This window comes from Mycobacterium sp. NGS19 (assembly GCF_059813155.1).
Genome location: NZ_JCALEB010000001.1, coordinates 40,680 through 63,702 on the forward strand (window position 1 = coordinate 40,680; position 23,023 = coordinate 63,702).

At 68.1% G+C, this 23,023-nt stretch carries 26 protein-coding genes; 12 read left to right on the top strand and 14 right to left on the bottom strand.

All coding sequences use genetic code 11. From position 1 onward, the window contains the following. Positions 1-81 precede the first annotated feature (81 nt). Positions 82-591, bottom strand: a complete 510-nt coding sequence (locus AC5Y4N_RS00185) for a YflT domain-containing protein (RefSeq protein ID WP_499909799.1) — start codon at positions 589-591, stop codon at positions 82-84. Between the two features lie 109 nt (positions 592-700). Between AC5Y4N_RS00185 and AC5Y4N_RS00190 the strand changes: the two genes are divergently transcribed. Continuing rightward, the gene (locus AC5Y4N_RS00190; RefSeq protein ID WP_499909798.1) at positions 701-1,213 is read left to right on the top strand and encodes a DUF4190 domain-containing protein; all 513 of its coding nucleotides are present in this window, start codon (positions 701-703) and stop codon (positions 1,211-1,213) included. Between the two features lie 17 nt (positions 1,214-1,230). Beyond that, positions 1,231-1,683, top strand: coding sequence for a DUF4190 domain-containing protein (locus AC5Y4N_RS00195; protein WP_499909796.1), 453 nt, complete (start codon positions 1,231-1,233; stop codon positions 1,681-1,683). Between the two features lie 2 nt (positions 1,684-1,685). Here AC5Y4N_RS00195 and AC5Y4N_RS00200 read toward each other — a convergent pair whose 3' ends face one another. Next, positions 1,686-2,651: an HpcH/HpaI aldolase/citrate lyase family protein gene (locus AC5Y4N_RS00200; RefSeq protein ID WP_499909794.1), complete on the bottom strand. Its 966-nt coding sequence runs from the start codon at positions 2,649-2,651 to the stop codon at positions 1,686-1,688. A gap of 24 nt (positions 2,652-2,675) precedes the next feature. Between AC5Y4N_RS00200 and AC5Y4N_RS00205 the strand changes: the two genes are divergently transcribed. The 4 genes from AC5Y4N_RS00205 (at position 2,676) to AC5Y4N_RS00220 (ending at position 7,288) form a co-directional block, all read left to right on the top strand. Then, positions 2,676-3,974 carry a magnesium transporter MgtE N-terminal domain-containing protein gene (locus AC5Y4N_RS00205; RefSeq protein ID WP_499909793.1) on the top strand — a complete coding sequence of 433 codons (1,299 nt, stop codon included), beginning with the start codon at positions 2,676-2,678 and terminating at the stop codon, positions 3,972-3,974. Positions 3,975-4,006: 32 nt separating this feature from the next. Continuing rightward, entirely contained in the window at positions 4,007-4,552 is a 546-nt protein-coding gene (locus AC5Y4N_RS00210) for a DUF1003 domain-containing protein (RefSeq protein ID WP_499909865.1), read from the top strand. A 124-nt stretch (positions 4,553-4,676) separates the two neighbouring features. Beyond that, on the top strand, positions 4,677-6,113 hold the full coding sequence (locus AC5Y4N_RS00215; protein ID WP_499909791.1) for a lytic transglycosylase domain-containing protein: 1,437 nt from the start codon (positions 4,677-4,679) through the stop codon (positions 6,111-6,113). Between the two features lie 29 nt (positions 6,114-6,142). After that, positions 6,143-7,288 (top strand): Mrp/NBP35 family ATP-binding protein, encoded by a 1,146-nt coding sequence (locus tag AC5Y4N_RS00220; protein WP_499909789.1) that lies wholly within the window; start codon positions 6,143-6,145, stop codon positions 7,286-7,288. Positions 7,289-7,294: 6 nt separating this feature from the next. On the opposite strand, the gene tatB is transcribed toward AC5Y4N_RS00220, so the two are convergent. From tatB to sigE, 4 genes are all read right to left on the bottom strand, one after another. Continuing rightward, positions 7,295-7,705, bottom strand: coding sequence for a Sec-independent protein translocase protein TatB (tatB, locus tag AC5Y4N_RS00225; RefSeq protein ID WP_499909787.1), 411 nt, complete (start codon positions 7,703-7,705; stop codon positions 7,295-7,297). After that, the gene (gene htrA, locus AC5Y4N_RS00230) at positions 7,705-9,231 is read right to left on the bottom strand and encodes a serine protease HtrA (RefSeq protein WP_499909785.1); all 1,527 of its coding nucleotides are present in this window, start codon (positions 9,229-9,231) and stop codon (positions 7,705-7,707) included. The genes tatB and htrA overlap by 1 nt, the downstream gene beginning before the upstream one ends. Positions 9,232-9,336: 105 nt before the next feature. Continuing rightward, positions 9,337-9,732, bottom strand: a complete 396-nt coding sequence (gene rseA, locus AC5Y4N_RS00235) for an anti-sigma E factor RseA (protein ID WP_499909783.1) — start codon at positions 9,730-9,732, stop codon at positions 9,337-9,339. Between the two features lie 53 nt (positions 9,733-9,785). Continuing rightward, a complete protein-coding gene (gene sigE, locus AC5Y4N_RS00240) occupies positions 9,786-10,583 on the bottom strand; it encodes an RNA polymerase sigma factor SigE (RefSeq protein WP_499909781.1) in 798 nt (265 codons plus the stop codon). A 181-nt stretch (positions 10,584-10,764) separates the two neighbouring features. Between sigE and AC5Y4N_RS00245 the strand changes: the two genes are divergently transcribed. After that, the gene (locus AC5Y4N_RS00245; protein ID WP_499909779.1) at positions 10,765-11,397 is read left to right on the top strand and encodes an O-methyltransferase; all 633 of its coding nucleotides are present in this window, start codon (positions 10,765-10,767) and stop codon (positions 11,395-11,397) included. Between the two features lie 5 nt (positions 11,398-11,402). Here the strand turns inward: AC5Y4N_RS00245 and AC5Y4N_RS00250 are convergent, their stop codons facing one another. Further along, on the bottom strand, positions 11,403-11,642 hold the full coding sequence (locus tag AC5Y4N_RS00250; RefSeq protein WP_499909776.1) for a hypothetical protein: 240 nt from the start codon (positions 11,640-11,642) through the stop codon (positions 11,403-11,405). 131 nt (positions 11,643-11,773) lie between these two features. Here AC5Y4N_RS00250 and AC5Y4N_RS00255 point away from each other — a divergent pair, with 131 nt between their 5' ends. The 4 genes from AC5Y4N_RS00255 to AC5Y4N_RS00270 are packed head-to-tail and all read left to right on the top strand — an operon-like array spanning position 11,774 to position 15,631. Then, entirely contained in the window at positions 11,774-12,418 is a 645-nt protein-coding gene (locus AC5Y4N_RS00255) for a TetR/AcrR family transcriptional regulator (RefSeq protein ID WP_499909774.1), read from the top strand. After that, positions 12,415-13,320 carry an ABC transporter ATP-binding protein gene (locus tag AC5Y4N_RS00260; protein ID WP_499909772.1) on the top strand — a complete coding sequence of 302 codons (906 nt, stop codon included), beginning with the start codon at positions 12,415-12,417 and terminating at the stop codon, positions 13,318-13,320. Before AC5Y4N_RS00255 ends, AC5Y4N_RS00260 begins: the two co-directional genes overlap by 4 nt. Then, on the top strand, positions 13,317-14,954 hold the full coding sequence (locus AC5Y4N_RS00265) for an ABC transporter permease (protein ID WP_499909770.1): 1,638 nt from the start codon (positions 13,317-13,319) through the stop codon (positions 14,952-14,954). Before AC5Y4N_RS00260 ends, AC5Y4N_RS00265 begins: the two co-directional genes overlap by 4 nt. Continuing rightward, positions 14,951-15,631 carry a methyltransferase family protein gene (locus AC5Y4N_RS00270; protein WP_499909767.1) on the top strand — a complete coding sequence of 227 codons (681 nt, stop codon included), beginning with the start codon at positions 14,951-14,953 and terminating at the stop codon, positions 15,629-15,631. The genes AC5Y4N_RS00265 and AC5Y4N_RS00270 overlap by 4 nt, the downstream gene beginning before the upstream one ends. Before the next feature lie 24 nt (positions 15,632-15,655). Here the strand turns inward: AC5Y4N_RS00270 and glgC are convergent, their stop codons facing one another. Continuing rightward, complete coding sequence (glgC, locus tag AC5Y4N_RS00275) at positions 15,656-16,870, bottom strand: glucose-1-phosphate adenylyltransferase (RefSeq protein ID WP_499909765.1); 1,215 nt, start codon at positions 16,868-16,870, stop codon at positions 15,656-15,658. Positions 16,871-16,987: 117 nt separating this feature from the next. On the opposite strand from glgC, the gene glgA reads away from it, so the two are divergent. Next, positions 16,988-18,151: a glycogen synthase gene (glgA, locus tag AC5Y4N_RS00280; protein WP_499909763.1), complete on the top strand. Its 1,164-nt coding sequence runs from the start codon at positions 16,988-16,990 to the stop codon at positions 18,149-18,151. A 31-nt stretch (positions 18,152-18,182) separates the two neighbouring features. Here the strand turns inward: glgA and AC5Y4N_RS00285 are convergent, their stop codons facing one another. From AC5Y4N_RS00285 to fadD6, 6 genes are all read right to left on the bottom strand, one after another. Next, positions 18,183-18,350 carry a DUF3117 domain-containing protein gene (locus tag AC5Y4N_RS00285; protein ID WP_003931055.1) on the bottom strand — a complete coding sequence of 56 codons (168 nt, stop codon included), beginning with the start codon at positions 18,348-18,350 and terminating at the stop codon, positions 18,183-18,185. Positions 18,351-18,393: 43 nt separating this feature from the next. Beyond that, the gene (locus tag AC5Y4N_RS00290) at positions 18,394-18,990 is read right to left on the bottom strand and encodes a DNA-3-methyladenine glycosylase I (protein ID WP_499909863.1); all 597 of its coding nucleotides are present in this window, start codon (positions 18,988-18,990) and stop codon (positions 18,394-18,396) included. Further along, on the bottom strand, positions 18,983-19,300 hold the full coding sequence (locus AC5Y4N_RS00295; protein WP_499909758.1) for a DivIVA domain-containing protein: 318 nt from the start codon (positions 19,298-19,300) through the stop codon (positions 18,983-18,985). Before AC5Y4N_RS00295 ends, AC5Y4N_RS00290 begins: the two co-directional genes overlap by 8 nt. Before the next feature lie 28 nt (positions 19,301-19,328). Next, complete coding sequence (locus AC5Y4N_RS00300) at positions 19,329-20,270, bottom strand: glucosyl-3-phosphoglycerate synthase (protein WP_499909756.1); 942 nt, start codon at positions 20,268-20,270, stop codon at positions 19,329-19,331. Then, the gene (folP, locus tag AC5Y4N_RS00305) at positions 20,267-21,091 is read right to left on the bottom strand and encodes a dihydropteroate synthase (protein WP_499909862.1); all 825 of its coding nucleotides are present in this window, start codon (positions 21,089-21,091) and stop codon (positions 20,267-20,269) included. The genes AC5Y4N_RS00300 and folP overlap by 4 nt, the downstream gene beginning before the upstream one ends. A 136-nt stretch (positions 21,092-21,227) precedes the next feature. Beyond that, positions 21,228-23,018 carry a long-chain-acyl-CoA synthetase FadD6 gene (gene fadD6 / locus AC5Y4N_RS00310; RefSeq protein WP_499909754.1) on the bottom strand — a complete coding sequence of 597 codons (1,791 nt, stop codon included), beginning with the start codon at positions 23,016-23,018 and terminating at the stop codon, positions 21,228-21,230. Between the last annotated feature and the right edge of the window lie 5 nt (positions 23,019-23,023).

The window sequence follows — 23,023 nt, forward strand, 5'->3', positions numbered from 1 at the left end:
CGCGCGATGTCCAACCCCTCGCGGCGCTTGCAGCGCAATCGTGACCTGCGCCGAAAAACGGCGTAGCGCCAACCTGCGCGGCTATAACGTCAAGCGGGCCAGCAAGTCTCGGGCCTTCTCGGCGTTCTGCGGATCGCACAGCACGTCGTAGCGCCCGGCCACGAGTTGCATCGTGGAGCTGAAATCCCTTGTGCCGCGGGCCATTGCGTACGGGACCGCTGAAGTGATCAACCCGAAGACCACACCCGAGACCACCCCGTACAGCAGTGGCACCAGCAACGTCCCGGTGAACAGCCCGAGCACCAGGCCGATGAAAATACCCAGCCAGGCCCCGGTGACGACGCCGCCGCCGAGCACCTTGGGCCAGGTCAGCCGACCGGTGACGCGTTCCACCTGCATCAGGTCGACGCCGACGATCGTGACCTGCTGCACCGGAAACTGTTGGTCGGACAGGTAGTCCACCGCGCGCTGCGCTTCGGCATATGTCGGATACGACCCGATCGGCCAACCCTTCGGCGGGGTGGGCAGCGACGGCCCTTTGGGCCCCGGTCCCGGTGTGTTGGGCGTCTGCCCCTGGAATGGGCTCGTCATCGGTTCTGTCTCCTCACGTGTGTGCGGTGCACCGCTCGATTGTGCCCCGGCCGGCGTCGAAGTCGGTGAAGGTCCGCGCGTCACCAGCCCGTAAGCTATTTTGATCGCCATGACGACACCCGGCGACCCGGGCCAGCGGCCCGGCGAGCACGACGTTCCCTCGGGGGGATACGAGCCGCCCCCGATCGAGCAGCCGCAGTCGCCGCCGCCAACCTATCCCCCGCCTCCTGCGCCCGCGTATGGGCCACCGGGCTATCCGCCGCCCTACCCGCCGCCGTCATACCCGCCGCCGGGCGGTTATCCGCCGCCGCCGATGCCCGGATATCCCCCCGTGCCCTACGCGGGAGGTTATCCGCCCCAACAGAAAACGAACGGCTTGGCCGTCGGCTCGCTGGTCGCCTCGATCATCGGTATTCCTCTGGATTTCCTGTGCGGGATATTCGGAGTGATCGCCGCGATCGTCGGCGTCGTGCTCGGCATCATCGCGATCAACCAGATCAAGGAATCCGGTGAACAGGGCCGCGGCATGGCGCTTGCCGGGATCATCGTCGGTGCCGTGACGCTGCTGCTCGCCATCGTCGCGATCCTCGTCATCGGCCTCTTCGCCTTCGGTTCTTCATAGTCCGCCGTGAGTCAGTCGTGACGTACGATCCCAACGACCCCGACCGTCCGTTCGAATACCCGTCGACGGAAGGGTTTTCGGGTCCGCCACCATACCCGCCACCGTATCCCGGCCCGCCTCCCGGCTATCCCGGCCCGCCTCCCGGATATCCGCCGTTCCCGCCGCCGTACCAGCAATACGGCGCGAACCCGTACGACCCGTACGCGATGCAGCGACCGCAAGGCACCAACGGCATGGCGATCGGTGCGCTCGTGGCGGCCTGCCTGGGGGTGCCGCTGTGCTTCTGCTTCGTTCCGTCGCTCGTCGGGATCGTGCTGGGCGTGGTCGCGATGAGTCAGACTGCGCGCACCGGCCAAAGCGGGCACGGCATGGCGCTGGCGGCCGTGATCGTCGGCGTGGTCACGCTGGTGCTCGGCATACCGTTTTGGATTTTCATCGGAATGTCCCCGGACTCCTCGTCCTACACCTAGCCTCAGCGCGGCGGCTGGAACCGTTCGCCTTGGCGCGTCATGCCGGCGGCCCGGCCCTTCGCGGCGATCACCAGCGCCATCTTGCGACTGGCCTCATCGAGCATCTCGTCGCCGAGCATCACTGCGCCCCGCGCGCCCCCGGCCGCCGAGGTGTGCCACTCGTAGGCTTCGAGAACCAGCTCGGCGTGGTCGTACTCGTCTTGGCGCGGGCTGAAGATCTCGTTGCCCGCCGCGATCTGGTCGGGGTGCAGCACCCACTTGCCGTCATAGCCCAGTGCCGCGGATCGGCCTGCGGCTCTTCGGAATCCGTCGACATCGCGCACCTTCAGGTACGGCCCGTCGATCGCGGCGATCCCGTGCGTGCGGGCGGCGATCAGAATCGACATCAGAACGTGGTGGTACGCGTCGCCGTCGTAACCCGGCGGCTGCTCACCGACCTGTTGGGTGCGCATGTTGAGGCTGGCGATCAGATCGGCGGGTCCGAGGATCAGTGCCTGCATCCGCGGGCCGGCCGCGATCGCGTCCAGGTTCGTCAACCCCTGGGCGTTCTCGATCTGCGCCTCGATGCCGATGCGGCCGACCGGAAGGCCGTGCGTCATCTCCAGCTGAGTCAGCAGAAGATCGAGCGCCTGAACGTGTGACACGTCGCTGACCTTCGGCAGCACCACGATGTCCAGCGCGGCACCAGCGGTGGACACCACCTCGATCACGTCGGTGTACGTCCACGGCGTCGTCCAGTCGTTGACGCGAACCCCGAGCAGCTTCGCATTCCAGCCGGGTTCTGACAGCGCGATCGCCGCCTGCGTGCGGGCTTGTTCCTTGGCGTCGACCGCGACGGCGTCCTCCAGGTCGACGAACACCTCGTCGGCGCTCAGGCCCCTGGCCTTCTCGATCATCTTGGCGCTGCTGCCCGGCACGGAAAGACAGGTCCGGCGCGGCCGATAGGCGGTCTGCTCAGTCTCATCCACGGGATTACTCCTACCCTTGCAGTCATGGCTGCGGTGAACAGGGTGTACGCGGCGCGGCTGGCGGGCATGGTCGTGCTCGGCCCCGACGGCGAGTCGATCGGCCGGGTGCGCGATGTGGTGATCAGCATCAGCATCGTCCGCCAGCAGCCGCGCGTGTTGGGTTTGGTTGTCGAATTGCTCACGCGCCGAAGAATTTTCGTTCCAATCACCCGAGTGACCGCGATCGAGCCGAATGCGGTCACGCTCACCACGGCCAATGTGTCGCTGCGCCGGTTCGCACAGCGCCCCGGTGAGGTGCTGGTGCTCGGCCAGGTGGTGGAGACCCGCGTGCGGGTCACCGATCCCGAACTCGAGCAGCTGGCCGGCATGGACGTCGTGGTCGTGGATCTGGGCGTGGAGCAGACGCGTACCCGCGAGTGGGTGGTGACCAAGGTCGCGGTGCGCAGCCCGCGCCGGCTCGGTCGGCGCAGCAACATCTACGTCGTCGACTGGCAGCACGTGCAGGGCCTGACGCCGTCGGCGCTGGCGCTGCCCGGCCAGGGAGTGGCACAGCTGCTGCACCAGTTCGAGGACCAGCGCCCGATCGAGGTCGCCGAAGCGATCCGCGAATTGCCCACCAAGCGCCGCGTCGAGCTGATCAACGCACTTGACGACGAACGCCTCGCCGACGTGCTGCAGGAGCTGTCCGAAAGCGAGCAGCGCGCGCTGCTGATGCAGCTGGACACCGAACGCGCGGCTGACGTGCTCGAGGCGATGGATCCCGACGACGCCACCGACCTGCTGCAGGTGATCAACCCGGTCGATCGCGAGGTGCTGCTGCGTCGGATGGACCCTGAGGACTCGGAGCCGGTGCGCCGGCTGCTCAGCCACTCCCCCGACACCGCGGGCGGGTTGATGACGTCCGATCCGGTGGTGCTCGCGCCGGACACCACAGTCGCCGAAGCGCTGGCCCGAGTCCGCGACCCGGATCTGACGCCGGCGCTGGCGTCGCTGGTGTTCGTCGCGCGGCCGCCGACGGCCACCCCGACCGGCCGCTATCTGGGCTGCGTACATCTGCAGCGCCTGCTGCGGGAACCACCGGCGGCGCTGGTCAGCGGCATGGTGGACACCGACCTGCCGAGCCTGGCTCCCGAGTCGTCGCTGGCGGCGGTGACCCGATACTTCGCTGCCTACAATCTCGTCTGCGGGCCGGTGGTCGACGACCAGAACCACCTGCTGGGCGCCGTGACCGTCGACGACGTTCTCGACCACCTGCTGCCGGACGACTGGCGCCTGCAATTCGAGGAACCCGAACTCTCGTCGAGCGCTGAGGGGGTGACGTGAGCAGCAGGCGAGAAGCGCAGACGGATCGGCCCATCAGCGCGGCGTCGGCGCGTCAGCGGCTCGACACCCCCCGGCCCTACCGGCACCGCTTGACGCCTTCGTTCGACCCCGAGGCGGTGGGGCGATTCAGTGAGTCGATCGCACGTTTCCTGGGCACCGGCCGCTATCTGCTGTGGCAGACGATCATCGTGGTCGTCTGGATCGGGCTGAACCTCGGCGCGGTGCGCTGGCGCTGGGACCCCTACCCGTTCATCCTGCTCAATCTGGCGTTCTCCACGCAGGCCGCCTACGCCGCGCCGCTGATCCTGCTGGCGCAGAACCGGCAGGAGAACCGCGACCGGGTGGCGCTCGACGAGGACCGCCGACGAGCAGCCCAGACCAAGGCCGACACCGAGTACCTGGCCCGGGAGCTGGCGGCGCTGCGCCTGGCGATCGGCGAAGTGGCGACCCGCGACTACCTTCGCCGCGAGCTCGACGAGCTGCGCGAAGTCATCGAGCAGTCGCTGGCGGATTCGTCGCAACCGGAGGCCGCGGCCAAGGCCGATCTCGCCGAGCGGCGGGCGAAGCGCGCTACGTAGCCGGCGAGATCGCAGCGCGTCTTTCTGGTGCGGGAGATTTCACAGTGACCAATGTGCATACATCTCGTTTCCGAATAGGTATGGTGATTCAGTTCACAGGCCCGACGACGTCAGGACGGTGTGAGTGCACGAAGGGGGAGGCTCCGGGGCTCGCAACGCCCTCGAGTGGGCGCGCCGACGGGTTACCCGAGCCGCTCGCACGCCTGCGACGGCCCTGATCGTTGTGGCGCCGGTAGTGTTCGCCGGCGCTGTCGCCGCTGCGCCGAACCCGGCGCCGCTGGTGCATCCGCCCACCCAGGACGCCAACGTGATGACGCTGGCCGCGGTGGTGCCCAACCGCGGTGACATCTCGGGTCCCTCGGTGGTCCAGGTCAGCCGCCCGCCGTCGAGCTTCCACGTGGCGGCCGCGTCGATCTCCGCGCCGCCGCCCGCGGTCGTCGTCAATTCCCCTGGCGCTCTTCGCATTCCGTCGATGGCGCTGTCCGCCTACCGCAACGCCGAGCGGATGATGTCGCTGGCCCAGCCGGCCTGTGGCGTCAGCTGGAACCTGCTCGCCGGCATCGGGCGCATCGAATCGCTGCACGCCAACAACGGCGCCACCGACGCTCGCGGTACCGCCGTGCGCCCGATCTACGGCCCGACGCTGGACGGATCGCTGCCGGGCAACGAGGTGATCGTGCAGAGCATGGCGCCCAGCGGTCAGCCGACCTACGCCCGCGCGATGGGTCCGATGCAGTTCCTGCCGGGCACCTGGGCCCGCTATGCGTCCGACGGCGACGGCGACGGCAAGGCCGACCCGCAGAACCTGTTCGACTCCTCGCTGGCCGCGGCACGCTACCTGTGCAGCGGCGGACTGAACCTGCGTGACCAGTCGCAGGTGCTGAGCGCGATCCTGCGCTACAACAACTCGATGCCGTATGCCCGCAACGTACTGGGCTGGGCCGCGGCATATGCGACCGGCGTGGTGCCCGTCGATCTGCCGCCGATCACCGGACCGGTTCCGCCGATGGGTGACGCGCACCTCGAAGGTGCACAGGGGTCCATGCCAGAGGGGCTCGGGCCTGGCCTGCCGCTCAACGTGCTGGGCTTGCCGATGGGCGATCCGATGACCCAGATGGAGCTTGTCAACTTCGGCAACACGTCCGTCGCCAACCAGATGCCGGCGCTACCGCCGGGCATGGACCCCAGCCAGTACCCGGAGCAACCGCCTGCCTGCCCGACGCTGGTGTGCTTCGGCCCCAACTCCATGCCCGCCGTCACACCGCCGACTGCGACGCCGTTCGGGCCGCCGCTGCCCGGGATGGCGCCGGCTGGCCAGTGGCCGGGCGGGCTGCCCGGCCCGGCGCCGGCCGCACCGCTGCCGGGTCCCGCCGCACCGCTTCCGGGTCCGGCCGCGCCGATGCCGGGTCCGGCCGCGCCGATGCCGGTCGTCGCAGCGCCGGCACCCGCAATGCCGCCGTGGCCCGGCATGCCTGCGCCGCCCGCTCCCGCTCTTGCCGAGCAGACGCCGGCAGCTGGGTTGCCGCCGTCGACGGGACCGCTGCCCGGCCCAGCCAGCTGAACCGAGGTCGGCCCGTAGACTCGTCGGCGATGGCCGAAAACCCCACCGACCTGACGTTGGCAGCCGTGCGCTCAGCACTGGCCAAGGTGATCGATCCTGAGCTGCGCCGGCCCATCACCGAACTGGGCATGGTCAAGAACATTTCGATCGAGCCGGACGGCGGCGTGCACGTCGAGATCTACCTGACCACCGCGGCCTGCCCGAAGAAGACCGAGATCGCCGAACGGGTCACCCGAGCCGTCACCGACGTCCCGGGCACCGGCGCGGTCCGGGTCAGCCTCGACGTGATGAGCGATCAGCAGCGCACCGAGCTGCGCAAGATGCTGCGGGGCGACGAACGCGAACCGGTGATTCCGTTCGCCCAGCCCGGCTCGCTGACCCGGGTGTATGCCGTCGCCTCCGGAAAAGGCGGCGTGGGCAAGTCGAGCGTGACGGTGAACCTGGCGGCGGCAATGGCGGCCCGGGGCCTGTCCGTCGGGCTGCTCGATGCCGACATCTACGGCCACTCGGTCCCGCGGATGATGGGCGTCACCGACCGGCCGACGCAGGTCGAGTCGATGATCCTGCCTCCCGTCGCTCACGACGTGCGGGTCATTTCGATCGCGATGTTCACCCAGGGCAATACCCCGGTGGTGTGGCGCGGCCCGATGCTGCACCGCGCACTTCAGCAGTTCCTCGCCGACGTGTACTGGGGTGACCTCGACGTGCTGCTGCTCGATTTGCCGCCGGGCACCGGCGACGTCGCGATCTCGGTGGCCCAGCTGATCCCGACCGCGGAGATCCTCGTGGTGACCACGCCGCAGATCGCGGCCGCCGAGGTGGCCGAGCGCGCCGGCGCGATCGCGTTGCAGACCCGCCAGCGCATCGTCGGGGTAGTCGAGAACATGTCCGGGCTGCTGATGCCTGACGGGTCCACGATGCAGCTGTTCGGCGAGGGCGGTGGCCGCCAGGTGGCCGAACGGCTGTCCAAGGCCGTCGGCGCGGAGATTCCGCTGCTGGGTCAGGTGCCGCTGGATCCTGCGCTGGTGACCGCCGGCGATGCGGGCGTGCCGCTGGTGCTGTCGGCGCCGGATTCGCCTGCTGGCAAAGAACTCGACAAGGTTGCCGACGCGCTGGCGTCGCGCCGGCGCGGGCTGGCCGGCTTGTCGCTGGGCATCGACACCGCCCGCCGCTGAGCGCGCCTACGTCGCGTCGGTATCGAAGGGCGCGGGGCCGTCTGGTGTTTGGGGCTTCGTCGCGGGCGTGTCCGGTGGTAGGTGGAATTTTTGCTCTTCGCGCAAGCGCTCATCGGCCGGCTTGTCGAACTTGCCCGTGAGAATCGAGTCGTCGCCGTCGAGAAGATGCTTGGTCAACGCGGCACGCGGCGACATGCCCCGCAGCTTCTGCAACTCGGCGAGCGGTTCGCGCAGTTCATCGAAATCGGGCCCCAGCTCGTCGCGCAGGTCCTTGGTGGCGCCGCTGACGTAGTCGCGGGCTTGGCGCAGCGTGTTGACTGTCCAGCGGATGGCTCCCGGCAGCCGTTCCGGACCGAGCACGACGAGCCCGATCACCACCAGCACGAGCATTTCGCCCCAGCCGATGTTGGCGAACATCAGCTTTCCGGCGCTGGAGTGACCGTCAACGTCACATGCCTGCCGTCGCGCACCACCTCGATCGGAGCCGGCTCGCCGATCTTGAGCTGACGGACCGCGACTACGAACTCGTCGGCGTCCGCGACTGTTCGGTCGCCCACCTTCACCACCACGTCGTTCTCCAGGATGCCGCCCTTCTCGGCGGGTCCGCCGGCCTTCACATTGGCCACCTGCGCGCCGGACGCCACCGAGTTGCTGACCGAGCGGGCCGTCAGGCCGAGCGTGGGATGGACGACCTTGCCGTCTTTGATCAGCGCTTCGATGGTGGATTTCGCCTCGTTGATCGGAATCGCGAAGCCGAGCCCACTTGCGCTGTCGGACAACGACTTTCCGGCCGTGTTGATTCCGATGACGTGAGAGTTCATGTCGATCAGCGGACCGCCGGAGTTGCCGTGGTTGATCGACGCGTCGGTCTGCAGGGCGTCGATGACGGTGTCGGTGTCGGACCCTTCACCGGACAGCGGGACCGGCCGGTGCAGCGCGCTGATGATGCCTGCGGTGACGGTGCTGCGCAGGCCGAGCGGCGCCCCTGCGGCGATCACTTCGTCGCCGACGCGGACCTTGTCGGAGTCGCCGAACTGGGCGACGGTCAGGTTGTTGACGTTGTCGACCTTCAGCACCGCGAGGTCCGTCTTGGGGTCACGGCCGACCAGGTTGGCCGGCACCTCTTTGCCGTCGTTGAACACCACCGTGATCTTGAACTGGCTCGGGCTGTTGGCCGCCTCCGAGATGACGTGGTTGTTGGTGACGATGTAGCCGCGGCCGTCGACCACCACGCCGGAGCCCTGCGACCCCTCTTGGTCGCTGAGCGCCTCGACGGTGACGACGGAGTCGGCCACGGCCGCGGCCACTTGTGCGAACCGACCCTCGGGCGGCTGGCTGCCGCTGGTCGACAGCGTGACCTTCGACGTGGTGAACGCCTCGACCACCTCGGCGGTCTTGCGGCCCACCCAGCCGCCGATGAACGCGATCGCCAACGCGATGCCCGCCAGTACCGCCAATGCGCGGTACGACACCTTGCCGCCGAACAGCACGTCGCGCACGCCGAGCTTGCCGGTGTCACCACTCGCCGCCACCGGTCGGGGCTGGGGCAACGCCGGCGCGGTCAGCGACGCCGGCGCGGCCGGGTCGCGCCACGGGTCCTCGGCGCCATCGGTCTCGTCGTCGCGCTCGCCGTCGAGCGCACCCGCGTCGGCGGGGTGGCGCTGCAGGGACTCGACACCCGGGTAGGGGCGGCCGAACGCCTCGGCCAGCACGGGATCTGGCGGGGCGTTGCGCGGGGTGTATTCGCCCTGGTCGCGCTGCTTGTCGGCGCCGAGGAACGAGCCGGCGACGCCGGCCGGGCGGCCGAACGCGCGGCTGGCGGCAGGATCGACCGGGGGCCGCGAGATCGGCCGGGGAGCCAGGCGGGTGGACGCGTTGCCGTCGCCCGAGCCGAGAGGCGGGCTGCCGTCAGGGGTGTCGGTGTTGTGCTTGTCGGGGCTCAACGGGCTCCTCTTTCGGGCCTGCGGACGGCGTGCCATGGCGGGGCGCTGATCGCACTGTGGTGTCCGTCGCGTGATGCGCTCATAGCCTGTGAAGTGCTGTCCACCCTACCGGCGCTTGCGGCGACCGCGCGGCATGCCTGACTCGTCGGTGGCCGTGCCGCCCGGGTCCTCCTCGGGTTGCTCGGACAGGTTCGGAATCTGCGCCAGCGCGCCCAACAGCGAGGTGGGCACATGGATGGGCCGCGAATCACGCAACGCGGCGCGGGCCTGCCGCTGGCCTTCGACCTCGGCCACGCATTGCGGGCACAGCGACAGATGGTTGGCGGCGCGCAGATGAGCCGTCATCCGCAATTCCCCGTCGACGAACGCGGCGATGGCCTCAGTCGACAGGTGCTCAGTAGAGCTGAATTGGCGCGGGCCGACTGGCGCGTCGGTTTGCGAGGCGAACGGCGAGGGCAGCCTCGAGAACACGCGCCTGAACACGTGCCCTGGATCGGCCATGATCCCTCCTCTGGCGGACGTGGCACCCTCGAATGTAGCGCGGGTCACGGCGCTCAGACAGATTCGGCGGCCGGGGCTTCGGTGCTGCCGTGTGCGGCGAGGTAGTCCCGCAGCGCCTGGCGACCACGGTGGATGCGGCTGCGCACAGTGCCCAGCTTGACGCCCAGCGTCGCGCCGATCTCCTCGTACGACAGGCCTTCGATGTCGCACAACACCACTGCGGCGCGGAACTCCGGCGGCAGCGAATCGAGCGCCGCCTGCAGGTCCGGCCCCAGCCGGGCGTCGTGGTAAATCTGCTCGGGGTTCGGCTCGTCAGCGGGCACGCGGTCGTAATCCTCCGGCAGCGCCTCCATCCGAATCCGCGCGCGCCGGCGCACCATGTCGAGGAACAGGTTGGTGGTGATGCGGTGCAGCCAGCCCTCGAAGGTTCCGGGCTGGTAATTCTGCAGCGAACGGAACACCCGGATGAACGTCTCCTGGGTCAGGTCCTCGGCGTCGTGCTGGTTCCCCGACAGCCGGTAGGCCAGCCGGTACACCCGATCGGCGTGCTGGCGCACCAGCTCGTCCCATGAGGGCATGGCGTTCTTGTCGCCGGTGGCGTCGAACACCGCGGTGCCTTGGGGCTCGTCGGGTTCCTCCACCCAGCCGGAATCGAAGGAACGCTCGAAGTGCGTCATGCTTGCAGGCGGCACCACGGTCTGGGCTAGCGTGCGGGTCGTGAGATCCTCCAGGTCCGAGCCGGCGGCCGCCGGCAATTCGTCGCTGCCGGCAGGCGCCGGCGATGATGCGTCGTAGCGGCCAACGTCGAGTCCGTCGGAGCTATTCCCGAACAGCCAGCCTGGGTGAGCCATCCGCTTACCGTTCCCCATGCCGGTGTGCCCGATATATGAGGTACCTGAAGTTTCCCTGAGAAAGCCGTCCATCAGGGCCACTGGCTGGGCGGATCGGGCGAAATTCGCGCCGAGAACCGGGCGTGTCGGTTCTCTGGCGCGCCTGTCCGGGTCCGGCGGGTTTTGGCTCTACGCTGCGGGCATGGTCGCCTCGCAGCTTGGAATCCTGGGACACGCCGAGGGCTCGATTTCGGAGGATCCGATTGTCGCCGCCGCCAGAGAGCGCGCGGTCGACGCCGGCGCCGGCGCCGTCACTCCAGCGGTGGGTGCGCTGCTTTCTGTGCTGGCGCGGCTGTCGGGCGCCAAGGCGGTCGCCGAGGTAGGCACCGGTGCCGGTGTCAGTGGGTTGTGGTTGTTGAGCGGCATGGCCGACGACGGCGTGCTGACGACCATCGACGTGGAGCCGGAGCACCAGCGGCTGGCCAAGCAAGCGTTCAACGAGGCGGGCATCGCCCCGTCGCGCACCCGCGTGATCGTCGGCCGGGGCCAACAGGTTCTGCAGCGGCTGGCCGACGAGTCCTACGACCTCGTCTTCGTCGACGCTGATCCGATCGACCAGCCGCAGTTCATTGCCGAGGGCGTCCGGTTGCTGCGGTCCGGCGGGGCGATCGTGGTGCATCGCGCGGCACTCGGCGGCCGCGCGGGCGACCCCGAGGCAGCCGACCCCGAGGTGACCGCGGTCCGCGAGGCGGCGCGCCTGATCGCCGAAGACGAGCGGCTGACCCCCGTGCTGGTGCCGCTCGGCGACGGCATCTTGATTGCCGCCCGGGACTGAATTCGTCAGGCCGAGTACATGGTCGCGTGGTGGGCGTGACGCGGCAGGCGACCGACGGCCTCGTCGAAGATGTCCCCGTAGCCATTGGCCAGCAGGCTCAGACGCAACGCGGGCCCAGCTACGTTGGCGCGCAACCAGTTACGCAGTGCCGCCGCCTGGCTTTCGGCGGACGCATGGTTGACCTTCAGCATCCGTAGCAATGCCGACACGGTGTCCGGCGCCGTTTCCTGCAATGGTGTGCCCATCTCACCCCCACTTCGCTTCTGGTGTTGACAGCGTGACACCGAGCCTGCATGCCGCGGGGCGTTTCGCCGACATTGCGACGACGCTCGATCTCCCTTGACGACGGACTGAACGCGCGTTTAGTCTACTGAACATGCGTTCAGCCGACCTCACCGCGGCGGCGAAGATCCGCGATGCCGCCATCGAGCAGTGGGGACAGCACGGCTTTCAGATGAGCCTGCGCGCCATCGCCGAAGCGGCCGGTGTCAGTGCTGCACTGGTGATCCACCACTTCGGGTCCAAAGACGGTTTACGCAAGGCCTGCGACGACTACATCGCCGAAGAGGTCCGCAGCATCAAATCGGAGTCGCTGCGGTCGGCCGACCCCGCGACCTGGTTCGCCCAGGTCGCCGAAATGGAGTCCTACGCGCCGCTGATGGCGTATCTGGTGCGTAGCCTGCAGTCCGGCACCGCGCTCGCGAAGTCGTTCTGGCAGCGAATGATCGACAACGCCGAGCAGTACATCGAAGAAGGTGTGCAAGCCGGCACCATCAAGCCCAGCCGCGACCCGAAGGCCCGCGCGAAGTTCCTTGCCATGACCGGTGGCGGGGCGTTTCTGATGTATCTGCAGATGCACGACAAGCCGACCGACATGGCCGCGGTGTTGCACGACTACGGCGAGGAGATGGTCCTGCCGGCGCTGGAGGTCTATTCGCACGGGCTCTTGACCGATACCACGATGTACGACGCGTTCGTGGCGCGACGAGAACAACTGGACAAGCAAGGAGAAGTCGGATGACGGCGATCGAAATCCACGGGCTGACAAAGAACTTCGGCACCGTACGCGCGCTCGACGGCTTCGAGATGACAGTGCACGACGGCGAAGTCCACGGCTTTCTGGGACCCAACGGCGCCGGCAAGTCGACGACGATCCGGATCCTGCTGGGCCTGGCGCGAGCCGACGGCGGCACGGTGCGTGTGCTCGGCGGCGACCCGTGGACCGACGCGGTCGCTCTGCACCGCGAAATCGCCTATGTGCCAGGCGATGTCACGCTATGGCCGTCGCTGACCGGCGGCGAGATCATCGACCTGCTGGGCCGGATGCGCGGCGGCATCGACGCCAAGCGCCGCGACGAGCTCATCGAGCGCTTCGAGCTCGACCCGCACAAGAAGGCGCGCACCTACTCGAAAGGCAACCGCCAGAAGGTATCACTGGTTTCGGCGTTCTCGTCGAACGCCCGACTGCTTCTCCTCGACGAGCCGAGCAGCGGGCTGGACCCGTTGATGGAGAACGTCTTTCAGCAGTGTGTGCGGGAAGCGCGCGAGCGCGGCGCCACGATCTTGCTGTCCAGCCACATCCTCGGCGAGACAGAAGCGCTCTGTCAGCGGATGACCATCATCCGCGCCGGCAAGACGGTGGAGAGCGGGACGCTGGACTCGATGCGTCACCTCAGCCGCACCTCGATCAAGGCCGAGATGATCGGCGACCCGGGCGACATCAGCCGCATCGACGGGGTCGAAGACGTGTCCGTGGACGGCAACACGATACGAGCCCAAGTCGACGCCGAGGCGCTAGGTGAGCTTGTCAGGGTGCTCGGCAACGCCGGGGTACGCAGCCTGACCAGTCAGCCGCCCACGCTCGAAGAGTTGTTCTTACGGCACTACAACGTCGACGACGAGGCGCAGAAGGTGAGCGCATGAGCACCGCGACTTTGGAGCGTCGGCACCCTGCCCACGAGCTGCCAAGCGGCTCGCTGTTCTCTGGCACCAGTGCTCTGCTGCGACTGTATCTGCGCCGCGACCGGATCGTGCTGCCGCTGTGGGTGCTTTTGTTGTCGGTGCCGCTGGCCACCGTGTACGTCGGCAGCATCGCGGCGGTCTATCCCAGTCAGGCAGACCGAGCGGCATTCGCCGCGACGATCATGGCCAGCCCCGCGCAGCGCGCACTCTACGGGGCAATCTACGCGGACAACCTTGGCGCCGTAGGGATCTGGAAGGCCGGTATGTTCCACACGCTGATCGCGGTGGCCGTCATCCTGACAGTGGTCCGCCACACGCGGGGCGACGAGGAGAACGGCCGCACGGAGTTGATCGACTCCACAGCAGTCGGCCGGTACGCGAGTTTGACCGCCGCGCTGATCCTGGCCTCGGGTGCGTCGATTGTGACCGGTCTCGTCGGATTCGCCGGGCTGCTCACCACGGACGTGCCGGCGACCGGCTCGCTGGCATTCGGGCTCGCACTGGCCTGCTCCGGGCTGGTGTTCACCGCGGTGGCCGGTATCGCCGCGCAGCTGTCACCGAGTGCCCGCTTCGCGCGCGGTGCCGCGTTCGCCGTGCTGGCAGCCGCTTTCACGCTGCGCGCCGTCGGCGATGCCGGAGCGTCGGCGATGTCATGGCTTTCGCCGCTCGGGTGGTCACTGCAGGTGCGGCCGTACGCCGGCGACCGCTACTGGGTGCTGACGCTGCACCTGGCCACCACCGCGGTGCTGATGGTCGTCGCCTACCGGTTGCTGTCTCGGCGCGACGTAGGCGCCGGCCTGATCGCCGACCGGCCCGGCCCTGGTGAGGCGCGACCGTGGTTGCGTGGGCCGCTGAGCCTGGCCTGGCGGCTCGACCGCGGCGCGGTTGCGTTGTGGACGATCGGCCTGGGCCTCTACGGGTTGGTGGTCGGCAGCGTCGTGCACGGTATCGGCGACGAGCTCGGCAGTGCGTCGGCGCGCGAGATCGTGGCGCGCCTCGGCGGCAGCGGAGCGCTCGAGCAGGCGTTCATGGCGGTCGCGTTCAGCATGCTCGCCATGGTGGCGTCGGCGTTCGCGATCTCGCTGACCCTGCGGCTGCACAACGAGGAGTCGAGTACCCGCGCCGAGACCCTGTTGGCCGGCGCAGTAAGCAGAACACGTTGGCTGGCAAGCCATTTCGGCATTGCGCTGCTCGGATCGGCGACTGCACTGATGATCACCGGCCTGGTCGCCGGCGTGACTTACGGCGCAGCGGCCGGCGACATCGGCGCGAAGTTGTCCTTCGTGCTGGGCACCGCCGCCGTGCAGATACCTGCGGTGTGGCTGTCGGCGGCGGTCACGGTCGCTCTGTTCGGGATCGTCCCGCGTTTCACGCCGGTGGCTTGGGGCGTATTGGTGGCGTTCATCGCGCTTTACCTGCTCGGGTCGTTGTCCGGGCTCCCCCAGTGGCTGCTGAACCTCGAGCCGTTCGGGCAGACCCCGCTCGTGGGCACCGGTACCTTCACCGCGACGCCGCTGGTGTGGTTGCTGGTACTCGATCTTGTGCTGACTTTGCTCGGCGCGATTGCCTTCGGCCGCAGGGATTTACGCGTATGAGGACGACGGTTGCCGCACGAGCCGCGACCACGTCGCTGCTGGGTCTGGTGGGCTTGGGTGCGCTGCTGTTCATTCCCGCCGGGACGTTACGATATTGGCAGGCCTGGGTTTTCATCGCCGTGTTCATGGCATGCACAGTGGTGCCGGCCATCTATCTGCTCGCGACGAATCCGGCCGCCTTGGAGCGTCGCATGCATGCCGGACCTGCAGCCGAAACCCGGACAACCCAGAAGATCGCCGTCACGGGCGTGTTCGTCTCGGGCCTGGCGAGCATCGTGATCAGCGCGCTCGACTACCGGTTCGGCTGGTCGACCGTGCCGTTGTGGGCAGTGATCGCCGGTGACGTCCTCGTCGCGACGGGATTCTCCATGTCGCAACTGGTGGTCATCCAAAACGCTTATGCCGCAGCGAACGTCACCATCGAAGATGGACAACAGCTGGTCACCACAGGGCTCTACGGCCTCGTCCGGCACCCCATGTACGCCGGGGCGCTGATCATGTCGGCAGGAATGCCGCTGGCGCTCGGTTCCTACTGGGCGCTGCTGACCCTCGTGCCGGCCGTCGCGATGCTCGCCATGCGGATCGTCGACGAGGAGCGGGCACTGGATCAAGGGCTCGCCGGCTACCGCGAATACACCGACGACGTCCGTTACCGTCTGGTGCCGTACGTGTGGTGACGTCGCTGAAATCGGCCCGGACCGCTAGATCCAGATGCCCTTGCCGACGGCCACCACGCCGCCGGCGCTGACCGCGAAGCGTTCACGGTCGCGTTCCAGGTCGACACCCACCATTTCGCCCGGCCCGACGACGACGTTCTTGTCCAGGATCGCGTGCCGCACCACTGCGCCGCGGCCCACCCGCACGCCCGGCATCAGCACGCTGCCTTCGACGATCGCGCCGTCGTCGACCACCACGTTGGACGACAGAACGGAGTTACGCACCGATGCCGCGGACACGATGCTGCCGGCGCCGACCACCGACTCCTGCGCCGAGCCGCCGTTGACGAACTTCGCCGGCGCCAGGTTCTCCGACTCGCCGCGGATGGGCCAGCGCTTGTTGTACAGGTTGAAGATCGGGTGCACCGACACCAGGTCCATGTGCGCGTCGTAGAACGCGTCCAGCGTGCCGACGTCGCGCCAATATCCGCGGTCGCGCTCGGTCGCGCCCGGCACTTCGTTGTCGGCGAAGTCGTACACCGCCGCACGCCCGTCGGCCACCAGCCGCGGGATGATGTCGCCGCCCATGTCGTGATCGGAGGTGTCGTCGTCGGCGTCGGCGCGCACCGCGTCGATGAGCACCTTGGTGGTGAAGATGTAGTTGCCCATCGACACGAACGTCTGGTCGGGATCGTCGGGCGTGCCGGGCGGCTCGGCCGGCTTCTCGATGAAGTTGCGAATGCGGCCCGACTCGTCTGAGTCGATGCAGCCGAACGCCGTTGCCTCCGCCCGCGGGACCCTGATGCCCGCCACCGTGGCCCCCGCTCCGCTTTCGATGTGGAAGTGCAGCATCTGCTCGGGATCCATCCGGTACACGTGGTCGGCTCCGAACACCACGATGTAGTCGGGATCCTCGTCGTAGATCAGGTTCATCGACTGGTAGATCGCGTCAGCGCTGCCGGTGTACCAGCGCGGCCCCAGCCGCTGCTGCGCGGGCACCGGCGTGATGTACTCGCCGGCCAGACCGGAAAGCCGCCAATTCTGCGAGATGTGCCGGTCCAGGGAATGGGACTTGTACTGCGTGAGTACGCAGATCCGGAGATACCTGGCATTCACCAGGTTGGACAACACGAAGTCGATCAGCCGGTAAGCGCCCCCGAAGGGAACTGCCGGTTTTGCCCTGTCTGCGGTCAACGGATACAGCCGCTTGCCTTCTCCACCGGCGAGGACAATGCCCAGCACATGTGGCAATTCCCTCATGGGACAAACCTATCGGTCACTGTTGGCTGCCACCAGAATTCCCCCCATTTGGGGCGCTCCAAACGCCGGAGCGAACGGCGTTGTACATCGGCCGCCGAGCGGCACTACGTTCACATCATGCGGGTGGCGATGATGACTCGGGAGTATCCGCCAGAGGTCTACGGCGGCGCCGGTGTGCACGTCACCGAGCTCGTCGCGCAGCTGCGCAAACTATGCGACGTCGACGTGCATTGCATGGGCGCTCCGCGGCACGGCGTGTTCGTTCACCAGCCCGATCCCGCACTGCGCGGCGCCAATCCGGCTTTGTCCACGCTGTCAGCGGACCTCGTGATGGCCAACGCCGCGTACGACGCCACCGTCGTGCACTCGCACACCTGGTACACCGGGCTGGCCGGCCATGTGGCCGCCCTGCTGTACGGGATCCCGCACGTGCTCACCGCGCATTCGCTGGAGCCGCGGCGGCCGTGGAAGGCCGAGCAGCTCGGCGGCGGCTACCGGGTGTCGTCGTGGGTGGAACGCACCGCGATCGAGGCGGCGGCCGCGGTGATCGCGGTGAGTTCCGGCATGCGTGACGACGTGCTGGCCACCTATCCCGCGCTGGACCCCAGCCGGGTGCATGTGGTGCGCAACGGGATCGACACCGACGTATGGCATCCCGCCCCGCCGGCACCGGGCGAATCGGTGCTCGCGGAATTGGGTGTGGACCTCGGCAAGCCGATCGTCGCGTTCGTCGGGCGCATCACCCGCCAGAAAGGGGTGGCGCATCTGTTGGCGGCTGCGCACCGCTTCGCCGACGACGTGCAGCTGGTGTTGTGCGCGGGCGCACCCGACACGCCGGAGATCGCCGCCGAGGTGACCGAGGCCGTGCAGAACCTGTCGCGGGCACGTCACGGCGTGTTCTGGGTGCGCGAGATGCTGCCGATCGGCAAGGTTCGCGAAATACTCTCCGCCGCAACGGTTTTCGTGTGCCCGTCAGTGTACGAGCCGTTAGGGATCGTCAATCTGGAGGCGATGGCATGCGCGACGGCGGTGGTCGCCTCCGACGTGGGCGGAATCCCAGAAGTGGTGTCGGACGGCCAGACCGGGTTGCTGGTGCATTACGACCCCGGCGCGCCTTCGGATTTCGAGGTCGGACTGGCCGACGCCGTCAACTCGCTGGTCGCCGACCCTGCGCGTGCGGAGCAGTTCGGCCGGGCGGGCCGGCAACGGTGCATCGACGAGTTCTCGTGGACCCACATCGCCGAACAGACGCTGGAGATCTACCGCAAGGTGAGCTCCTAAGCCGGGCGCGCGAGGAGCGCAACAGCGTGAGTTAGCTGGTGACGCCCTTCAATTCGTCGCCCAGCGCGGCGGCCTCTTCGGGAGTGAGTTCGACGACGAGGCGGCCACCGCCCTCCAGCGGTACTCGCATGACGATGCCGCGCCCCTCCTTGGTTGCTTCCAATGGACCGTCGCCGGTCCGGGGCTTCATCGCGGCCATCGAGCGCTCCCTCCAGACTGCACGTTCACGCCCCCATTGTTCCTTATCCGCGAGCGTTGGTGTGCAAAGACCCCGCAGGCGGCACCCAACACGACTGCAGGTGGTCGTCCACCATGCCGGTGGCTTGCATCAGCGCGTACGCCGTGGTGGGGCCGACGAACCTGAATCCGCGGCGTTTCAACTCCTTGGCCATCGCAGTGGATTCCGGGCTCAGCGCCGCCACTTCGGCGGGCGTGGCTGGCCGCGGCCGCGAACCCGACGGCGCGAACGACCACAGCAACTCGGACAGGTCGACGTCGAGCGCCGCGGCCGCACGCGCGTTGGCGATCGTCGCGTCGATCTTGGCGCGGTTGCGCACGATTCCGGTGTCCGCCATCAACCGCGCGACGTCGCGGTCGGTGTAGCGCGCCACCTTCTCGACGGCAAAGCCGCAGAATGCCTGCCGGAAGTTCTCCCGCTTGCGCAGGATCGTCAGCCAGGACAGTCCACTTTGGAACGCTTCCAACGACATTCGCTCGAACAGTGCGTCCCGTCCATGAAGCGGGCGGCCCCACTCGTAGTCGTGGTAGTCGCGGTACATCGCCGCGTGCGCGCCGCCGCTGTTTGCCCACGGGCACCGCACGCGGCCGTCGTCAGTCACGTGAATTTTCGGCGTCGTCATCGGTGCACGCCTGCAACGCCGAGACCTGCCCGCGCAGCAGCTCGATCTCGCGGCTGAGCCGGTCGAGCACCCAGTCCACCTCGCTGGTCTTGTAGCCGCGCAGGGTCTGCGTGAACTTGACCGCGTCCACGTCGTCGCCGGTGATGCCGGATGCAGGCAGCGCGGTGGCGGTCGTGGCCCGCGGCAGCGGCGGCAGTGGCTCGCCGCGGCCGAACACCGCGCTGGCGATCACGAACAGCAGCCCGGCGACGAGCACCAGTACCAGCAGGTAGAGCAGGATCAGCGTCACGTCACCGATCCTGCCATCGGCGCAACCGCTACGGCCGCAGCGTGTTCATCGGCGGGCGGTCGGCCAGCGACACCTCCGACACGCGCGGGGTGAGCTCGGCGCCGTCGGCGAAGAACTGCGTCAGCCCCACCCCGGAGTCGCTGACGCCGCAGCGCGACAGCAACGTGGCCACCACCTGCCGGCTCATCGCGGACAGTTCGGTCAGCGGCCGGTTGCGGTGCGCCCGCACACCGAGGTTCACCTGCGCGATCGCATCGAGACCGAGCTTGTCGTAGGTGTCGATGAGCAGGCCGATCTCGACGCCGTAGCCCGGCGCGAAAGGCACGGACGTGAGCAGTTCGCGGGTGCCCGCGTACTCGCCGCCGAGTGGCTGCAACACCGCGGACAGCTCCGGCCGCAGCGCGGCCAGCAGCGGGCGGGCGACCAGCTGGGTGACCCGGCCGCCGCCGTTGGCGTCTTCTCGGCCACTGACCCGCAGCGGGCGACGGTAGAAGCCTTTGACCAGGTGCACGCCGTCGGTGGTCAGCAGCGGCCCGATCAGATTCGGCACGAACATCGGATCGGGGTCGATCAGGTCGGAGTCGACGAATGCGACGATGTCGCCGGTGGTGACGGCCAGGGAACGCCACAGCGCCTCACCCTTGCCGGGCTGCGGGCGCAGCTCGGGTACCGCTTGCTCGCGGCTGAACACCCGTGCGCCGGCCGCAAGGGCGCGGATCGCGGTGTCGTCAGTGGAGCCGGAGTCCAGCACGATCAGCTCGTCGACCAGCCCGCCGAGCATCGGCGCGATGCTCTCCACGACGCCGCCGACGGTCTCTTCCTCGTCGAGCGCGGGCAGCACCACAGAGACCGTGCGGCCCGCCTTGGCGGCTTGCAAGTCGGCCACGGTCCAGCTGGGCCGGTTCCAGCTGCGTTCGGCCAGCCACTTGTCGACGATGGTGACGTCGGTCAATTCCGGAGCAGTCGTCATGCCAGTCCCCTCACCGTGCGCGTCGGCGGGCGCACACCCTGGATCGCCGCGACCATCTCCAGCACGCGCCGAGTGGCGCCCACTTCGTGCACCCGGAACATCCGCACCCCGGCCGCCGCTGCGAGCGCAGTCGCGGCCAGCGTGCCTTCCAGGCGTTCAGTCAGACCCACACCCAAAGTTTCCCCGATGAAGTCCTTGTTGCTCAGCGCCATGAGCACTGGCCACCCGGTGTTAACAAGATCTTCCGCATGGCGCAACAAAGCGAGCCCGTGGAAGGTGTTCTTGCCGAAATCATGCGTCGGGTCGATGAGGATTCGGTCGCGCGGCACGCCGATTTGCACCGCGCGCTCGGCTGCGGCGCTCACTTCGGCGATCACCTCGTCGACGACGCCGCGGGTGGTGTGGCCGTAGCTGACCCGGAACGGGCGGGTGCGTGGGACTGCGCCGCCGGTGTGCGAGCACACCAGACCGGCGCCGAACTCCGAGGCGACGTCGGGCAGGTACGGGTCGGCGCCGGCCCACGTGTCGTTGATCAGGTCGGCGCCCGCCGAGCAGGCCTGCTTGGCCACCGCCGAGCGCCAGGTGTCGACGCTGATCAGCTGCTGGGGGTACGCGCCACGCAGCCATTCGATGAACGGCACCACCCGGGCGATCTCTTCGTCGGCGTCCACCGCCCGGCCCGGTCCGGCCTTGACTCCGCCGACGTCGATCACGTCGGCGCCCTGCTCGATCGCGTGGTGCACGGCCTGCTTCGCGGCGTTGTCGGCGAACGTGGCGCCGCGGTCGTAGAACGAGTCGGGCGTGCGATTGACGATCGCCATGATCAGCGCTCGGTCGCCCGCCACCGGTCGCCCGCAGAACGTTTGCACCCCTCAAGGGTGCCAGGCTCGCTCGCCCGCGCGATTTCGGTGCGATTTCAGGCGCTCAGCGCCGGTTCTCGCACCGAAATCGCGGAGGCTACTTGCTCTTGGGGACCTTGCCGTCCTTCACTTCCTGGGGATAGGAGTCGTAGAACTCGACGTAGCCTTCCTCGCGGCTCTTGAGCACGTAGATCGGGTCTTCGATGTCGTCGGAGGCGTAGCCCTGCTTGGCCAGGTCGACCTTCTTGACCTTCTGCGTCGAGGTCTTCTCGAGCTCTTTGACCACACGCACGAACAACGGCATCGCGTAGGGCGGCAGGTTCTCGTAGACGGTCTTGGCCAGCGCCTTACCGTCGAACTCCGCGCCCTCCTTGAGTTGGATCGCCGCCATCCCGGCCTTGCCGCCGGCGCCTTCGACCTCGACCCCGTAGACCGTCACTTCCTCGACGTTGCTGTCTTGGGCCACGGCGTGCTCGACCTCCGTGGTCGCGACGTTTTCGCCCTTCCACCGGAACGTGTCCCCGAGGCGGTCGGCGAACGCGGCATGCCCGAAGCCCTGCGCGCGCATCAGGTCGCCGGTGTTGAACCAGACGTCGCCCTTCTTGAAGGCGTCGCGGACCAGCTTCTTCTCCGTGGCCTCTTTGTCGGTGTAGCCGTCGAACGGCTGGAAGTTGCTCACCTTGGACAGCAGCAGCCCCGGCTCGCCGTTCTTGACCTTCTTCACCCGACCGTTCTCGTCGCGCACCGGGTCGCCGGTCTCGTTGTCGTATTCGACGAACGCCACCGGCGTCGGGCAGATACCGGCGCTCTTGGGGATGTTGAGGACGTTGACGAACGCGGTGTTCGCCTCGCTGGCCGAGTAGAACTCGCACACCCGCGGGATGTTGAACCGCTTGGTGAACTCGTCCCAGATGCCCGGCCGCAGCCCATTGCCGGCGATCACCCGCACCTTGTGCTTGCGGTCGGTGTCTTTCTCCGGCTGGTTGAGCAGATAGCCGCAGATCTCGCCGATGTAGACGAACGCGGTCGCGTCGTAGCGGATCACCTCGTCCCAGAACTTCGACGCCGAGAACGACTTGCCCAGCGCCAGCGTCGCGCCGGCGCTCAGCACCGACGACACCGCGACCGTCAGCGCGTTGTTGTGGTACAGCGGCAGACAGCAGTACAGGGTGTCGTTGCTGTTCAGCCGCATGCCGATGCCGCCGAAACCACCGAGTGCGCGCAGCCAGCGGTAGTGCGTCATCACGCTGGCCTTCGGCATCCCCGTGGTGCCCGAGGTGAAGATGTAGAACGCCTTGTCCTTGGCCAGGATCGACGACGTGACGGCGGGGTTGTCGGTAGGCGCGTCGGCGGCGAGCCGGTCCAGCTCGGTGACCGAGAGCGTCTCGTTGGTGTCGGCGCCGGACTCCTGCACCGCCTCCAGCAGCTCCTCCTCGCCGATCAGCACCTTGGCGTCCAGCAGCCCGACGCTGTGGGCCAGCACCTTGCCGCGCTGGTTGTAGTTGAGCATGCCCGCAATCGCGCCGAGCTTGACCACGGCCAGCATCAGCAGCACGGCGCGCGGCGAGTTCTTCAGCATGATCCCGACGACGTCACCGCGGCCGACGCCGCGCGCCGCCAGCACCGCCGCATAGCGGTTGGCCGTCTCGTTCGCCTCGCGGTAGGTGACGGTCTCGTCCTGGAACCTGATGAACGCCTTGTCGCCGTATCGGGCAGCGCGTTCCTGGAAGACCTTGCCGATCGAGGTCTTCGCCGAGGGCCGGGCCATGAACCCGGTCAGCACCCCTTGCACGATGGCCGGGGCATCCATGATCAATCCGGGCAACCGGGTCGCTATGTCAAGCAAACCGACGGTTGATTTGTCCTTCGCTTCGCCATTTTCCGCCATAACGG

Coding starts and splice junctions, on each gene's coding strand:
- AC5Y4N_RS00270 (WP_499909767.1), top strand. CDS start 14,951: ATGAGGACGACGGTTGCCGCACGAGCCGCGACCACGTCGCTGCTGGGT.
- tatB (WP_499909787.1), bottom strand. CDS start 7,705: ATGTTCGCCAACATCGGCTGGGGCGAAATGCTCGTGCTGGTGGTGATC.
- AC5Y4N_RS00220 (WP_499909789.1), top strand. CDS start 6,143: ATGGCCGAAAACCCCACCGACCTGACGTTGGCAGCCGTGCGCTCAGCA.
- AC5Y4N_RS00300 (WP_499909756.1), bottom strand. CDS start 20,270: ATGACGACTGCTCCGGAATTGACCGACGTCACCATCGTCGACAAGTGG.
- AC5Y4N_RS00185 (WP_499909799.1), bottom strand. CDS start 591: ATGACGAGCCCATTCCAGGGGCAGACGCCCAACACACCGGGACCGGGG.
- AC5Y4N_RS00285 (WP_003931055.1), bottom strand. CDS start 18,350: ATGGCCGCGATGAAGCCCCGGACCGGCGACGGTCCATTGGAAGCAACC.
- rseA (WP_499909783.1), bottom strand. CDS start 9,732: ATGGCCGATCCAGGGCACGTGTTCAGGCGCGTGTTCTCGAGGCTGCCC.
- glgC (WP_499909765.1), bottom strand. CDS start 16,870: ATGAGGGAATTGCCACATGTGCTGGGCATTGTCCTCGCCGGTGGAGAA.
- AC5Y4N_RS00255 (WP_499909774.1), top strand. CDS start 11,774: ATGCGTTCAGCCGACCTCACCGCGGCGGCGAAGATCCGCGATGCCGCC.
- AC5Y4N_RS00245 (WP_499909779.1), top strand. CDS start 10,765: ATGGTCGCCTCGCAGCTTGGAATCCTGGGACACGCCGAGGGCTCGATT.
- AC5Y4N_RS00260 (WP_499909772.1), top strand. CDS start 12,415: ATGACGGCGATCGAAATCCACGGGCTGACAAAGAACTTCGGCACCGTA.
- sigE (WP_499909781.1), bottom strand. CDS start 10,583: ATGGCTCACCCAGGCTGGCTGTTCGGGAATAGCTCCGACGGACTCGAC.
- fadD6 (WP_499909754.1), bottom strand. CDS start 23,018: ATGGCGGAAAATGGCGAAGCGAAGGACAAATCAACCGTCGGTTTGCTT.
- AC5Y4N_RS00265 (WP_499909770.1), top strand. CDS start 13,317: ATGAGCACCGCGACTTTGGAGCGTCGGCACCCTGCCCACGAGCTGCCA.
- folP (WP_499909862.1), bottom strand. CDS start 21,091: ATGGCGATCGTCAATCGCACGCCCGACTCGTTCTACGACCGCGGCGCC.
- AC5Y4N_RS00190 (WP_499909798.1), top strand. CDS start 701: ATGACGACACCCGGCGACCCGGGCCAGCGGCCCGGCGAGCACGACGTT.
- AC5Y4N_RS00205 (WP_499909793.1), top strand. CDS start 2,676: ATGGCTGCGGTGAACAGGGTGTACGCGGCGCGGCTGGCGGGCATGGTC.
- AC5Y4N_RS00250 (WP_499909776.1), bottom strand. CDS start 11,642: ATGGGCACACCATTGCAGGAAACGGCGCCGGACACCGTGTCGGCATTG.
- glgA (WP_499909763.1), top strand. CDS start 16,988: ATGCGGGTGGCGATGATGACTCGGGAGTATCCGCCAGAGGTCTACGGC.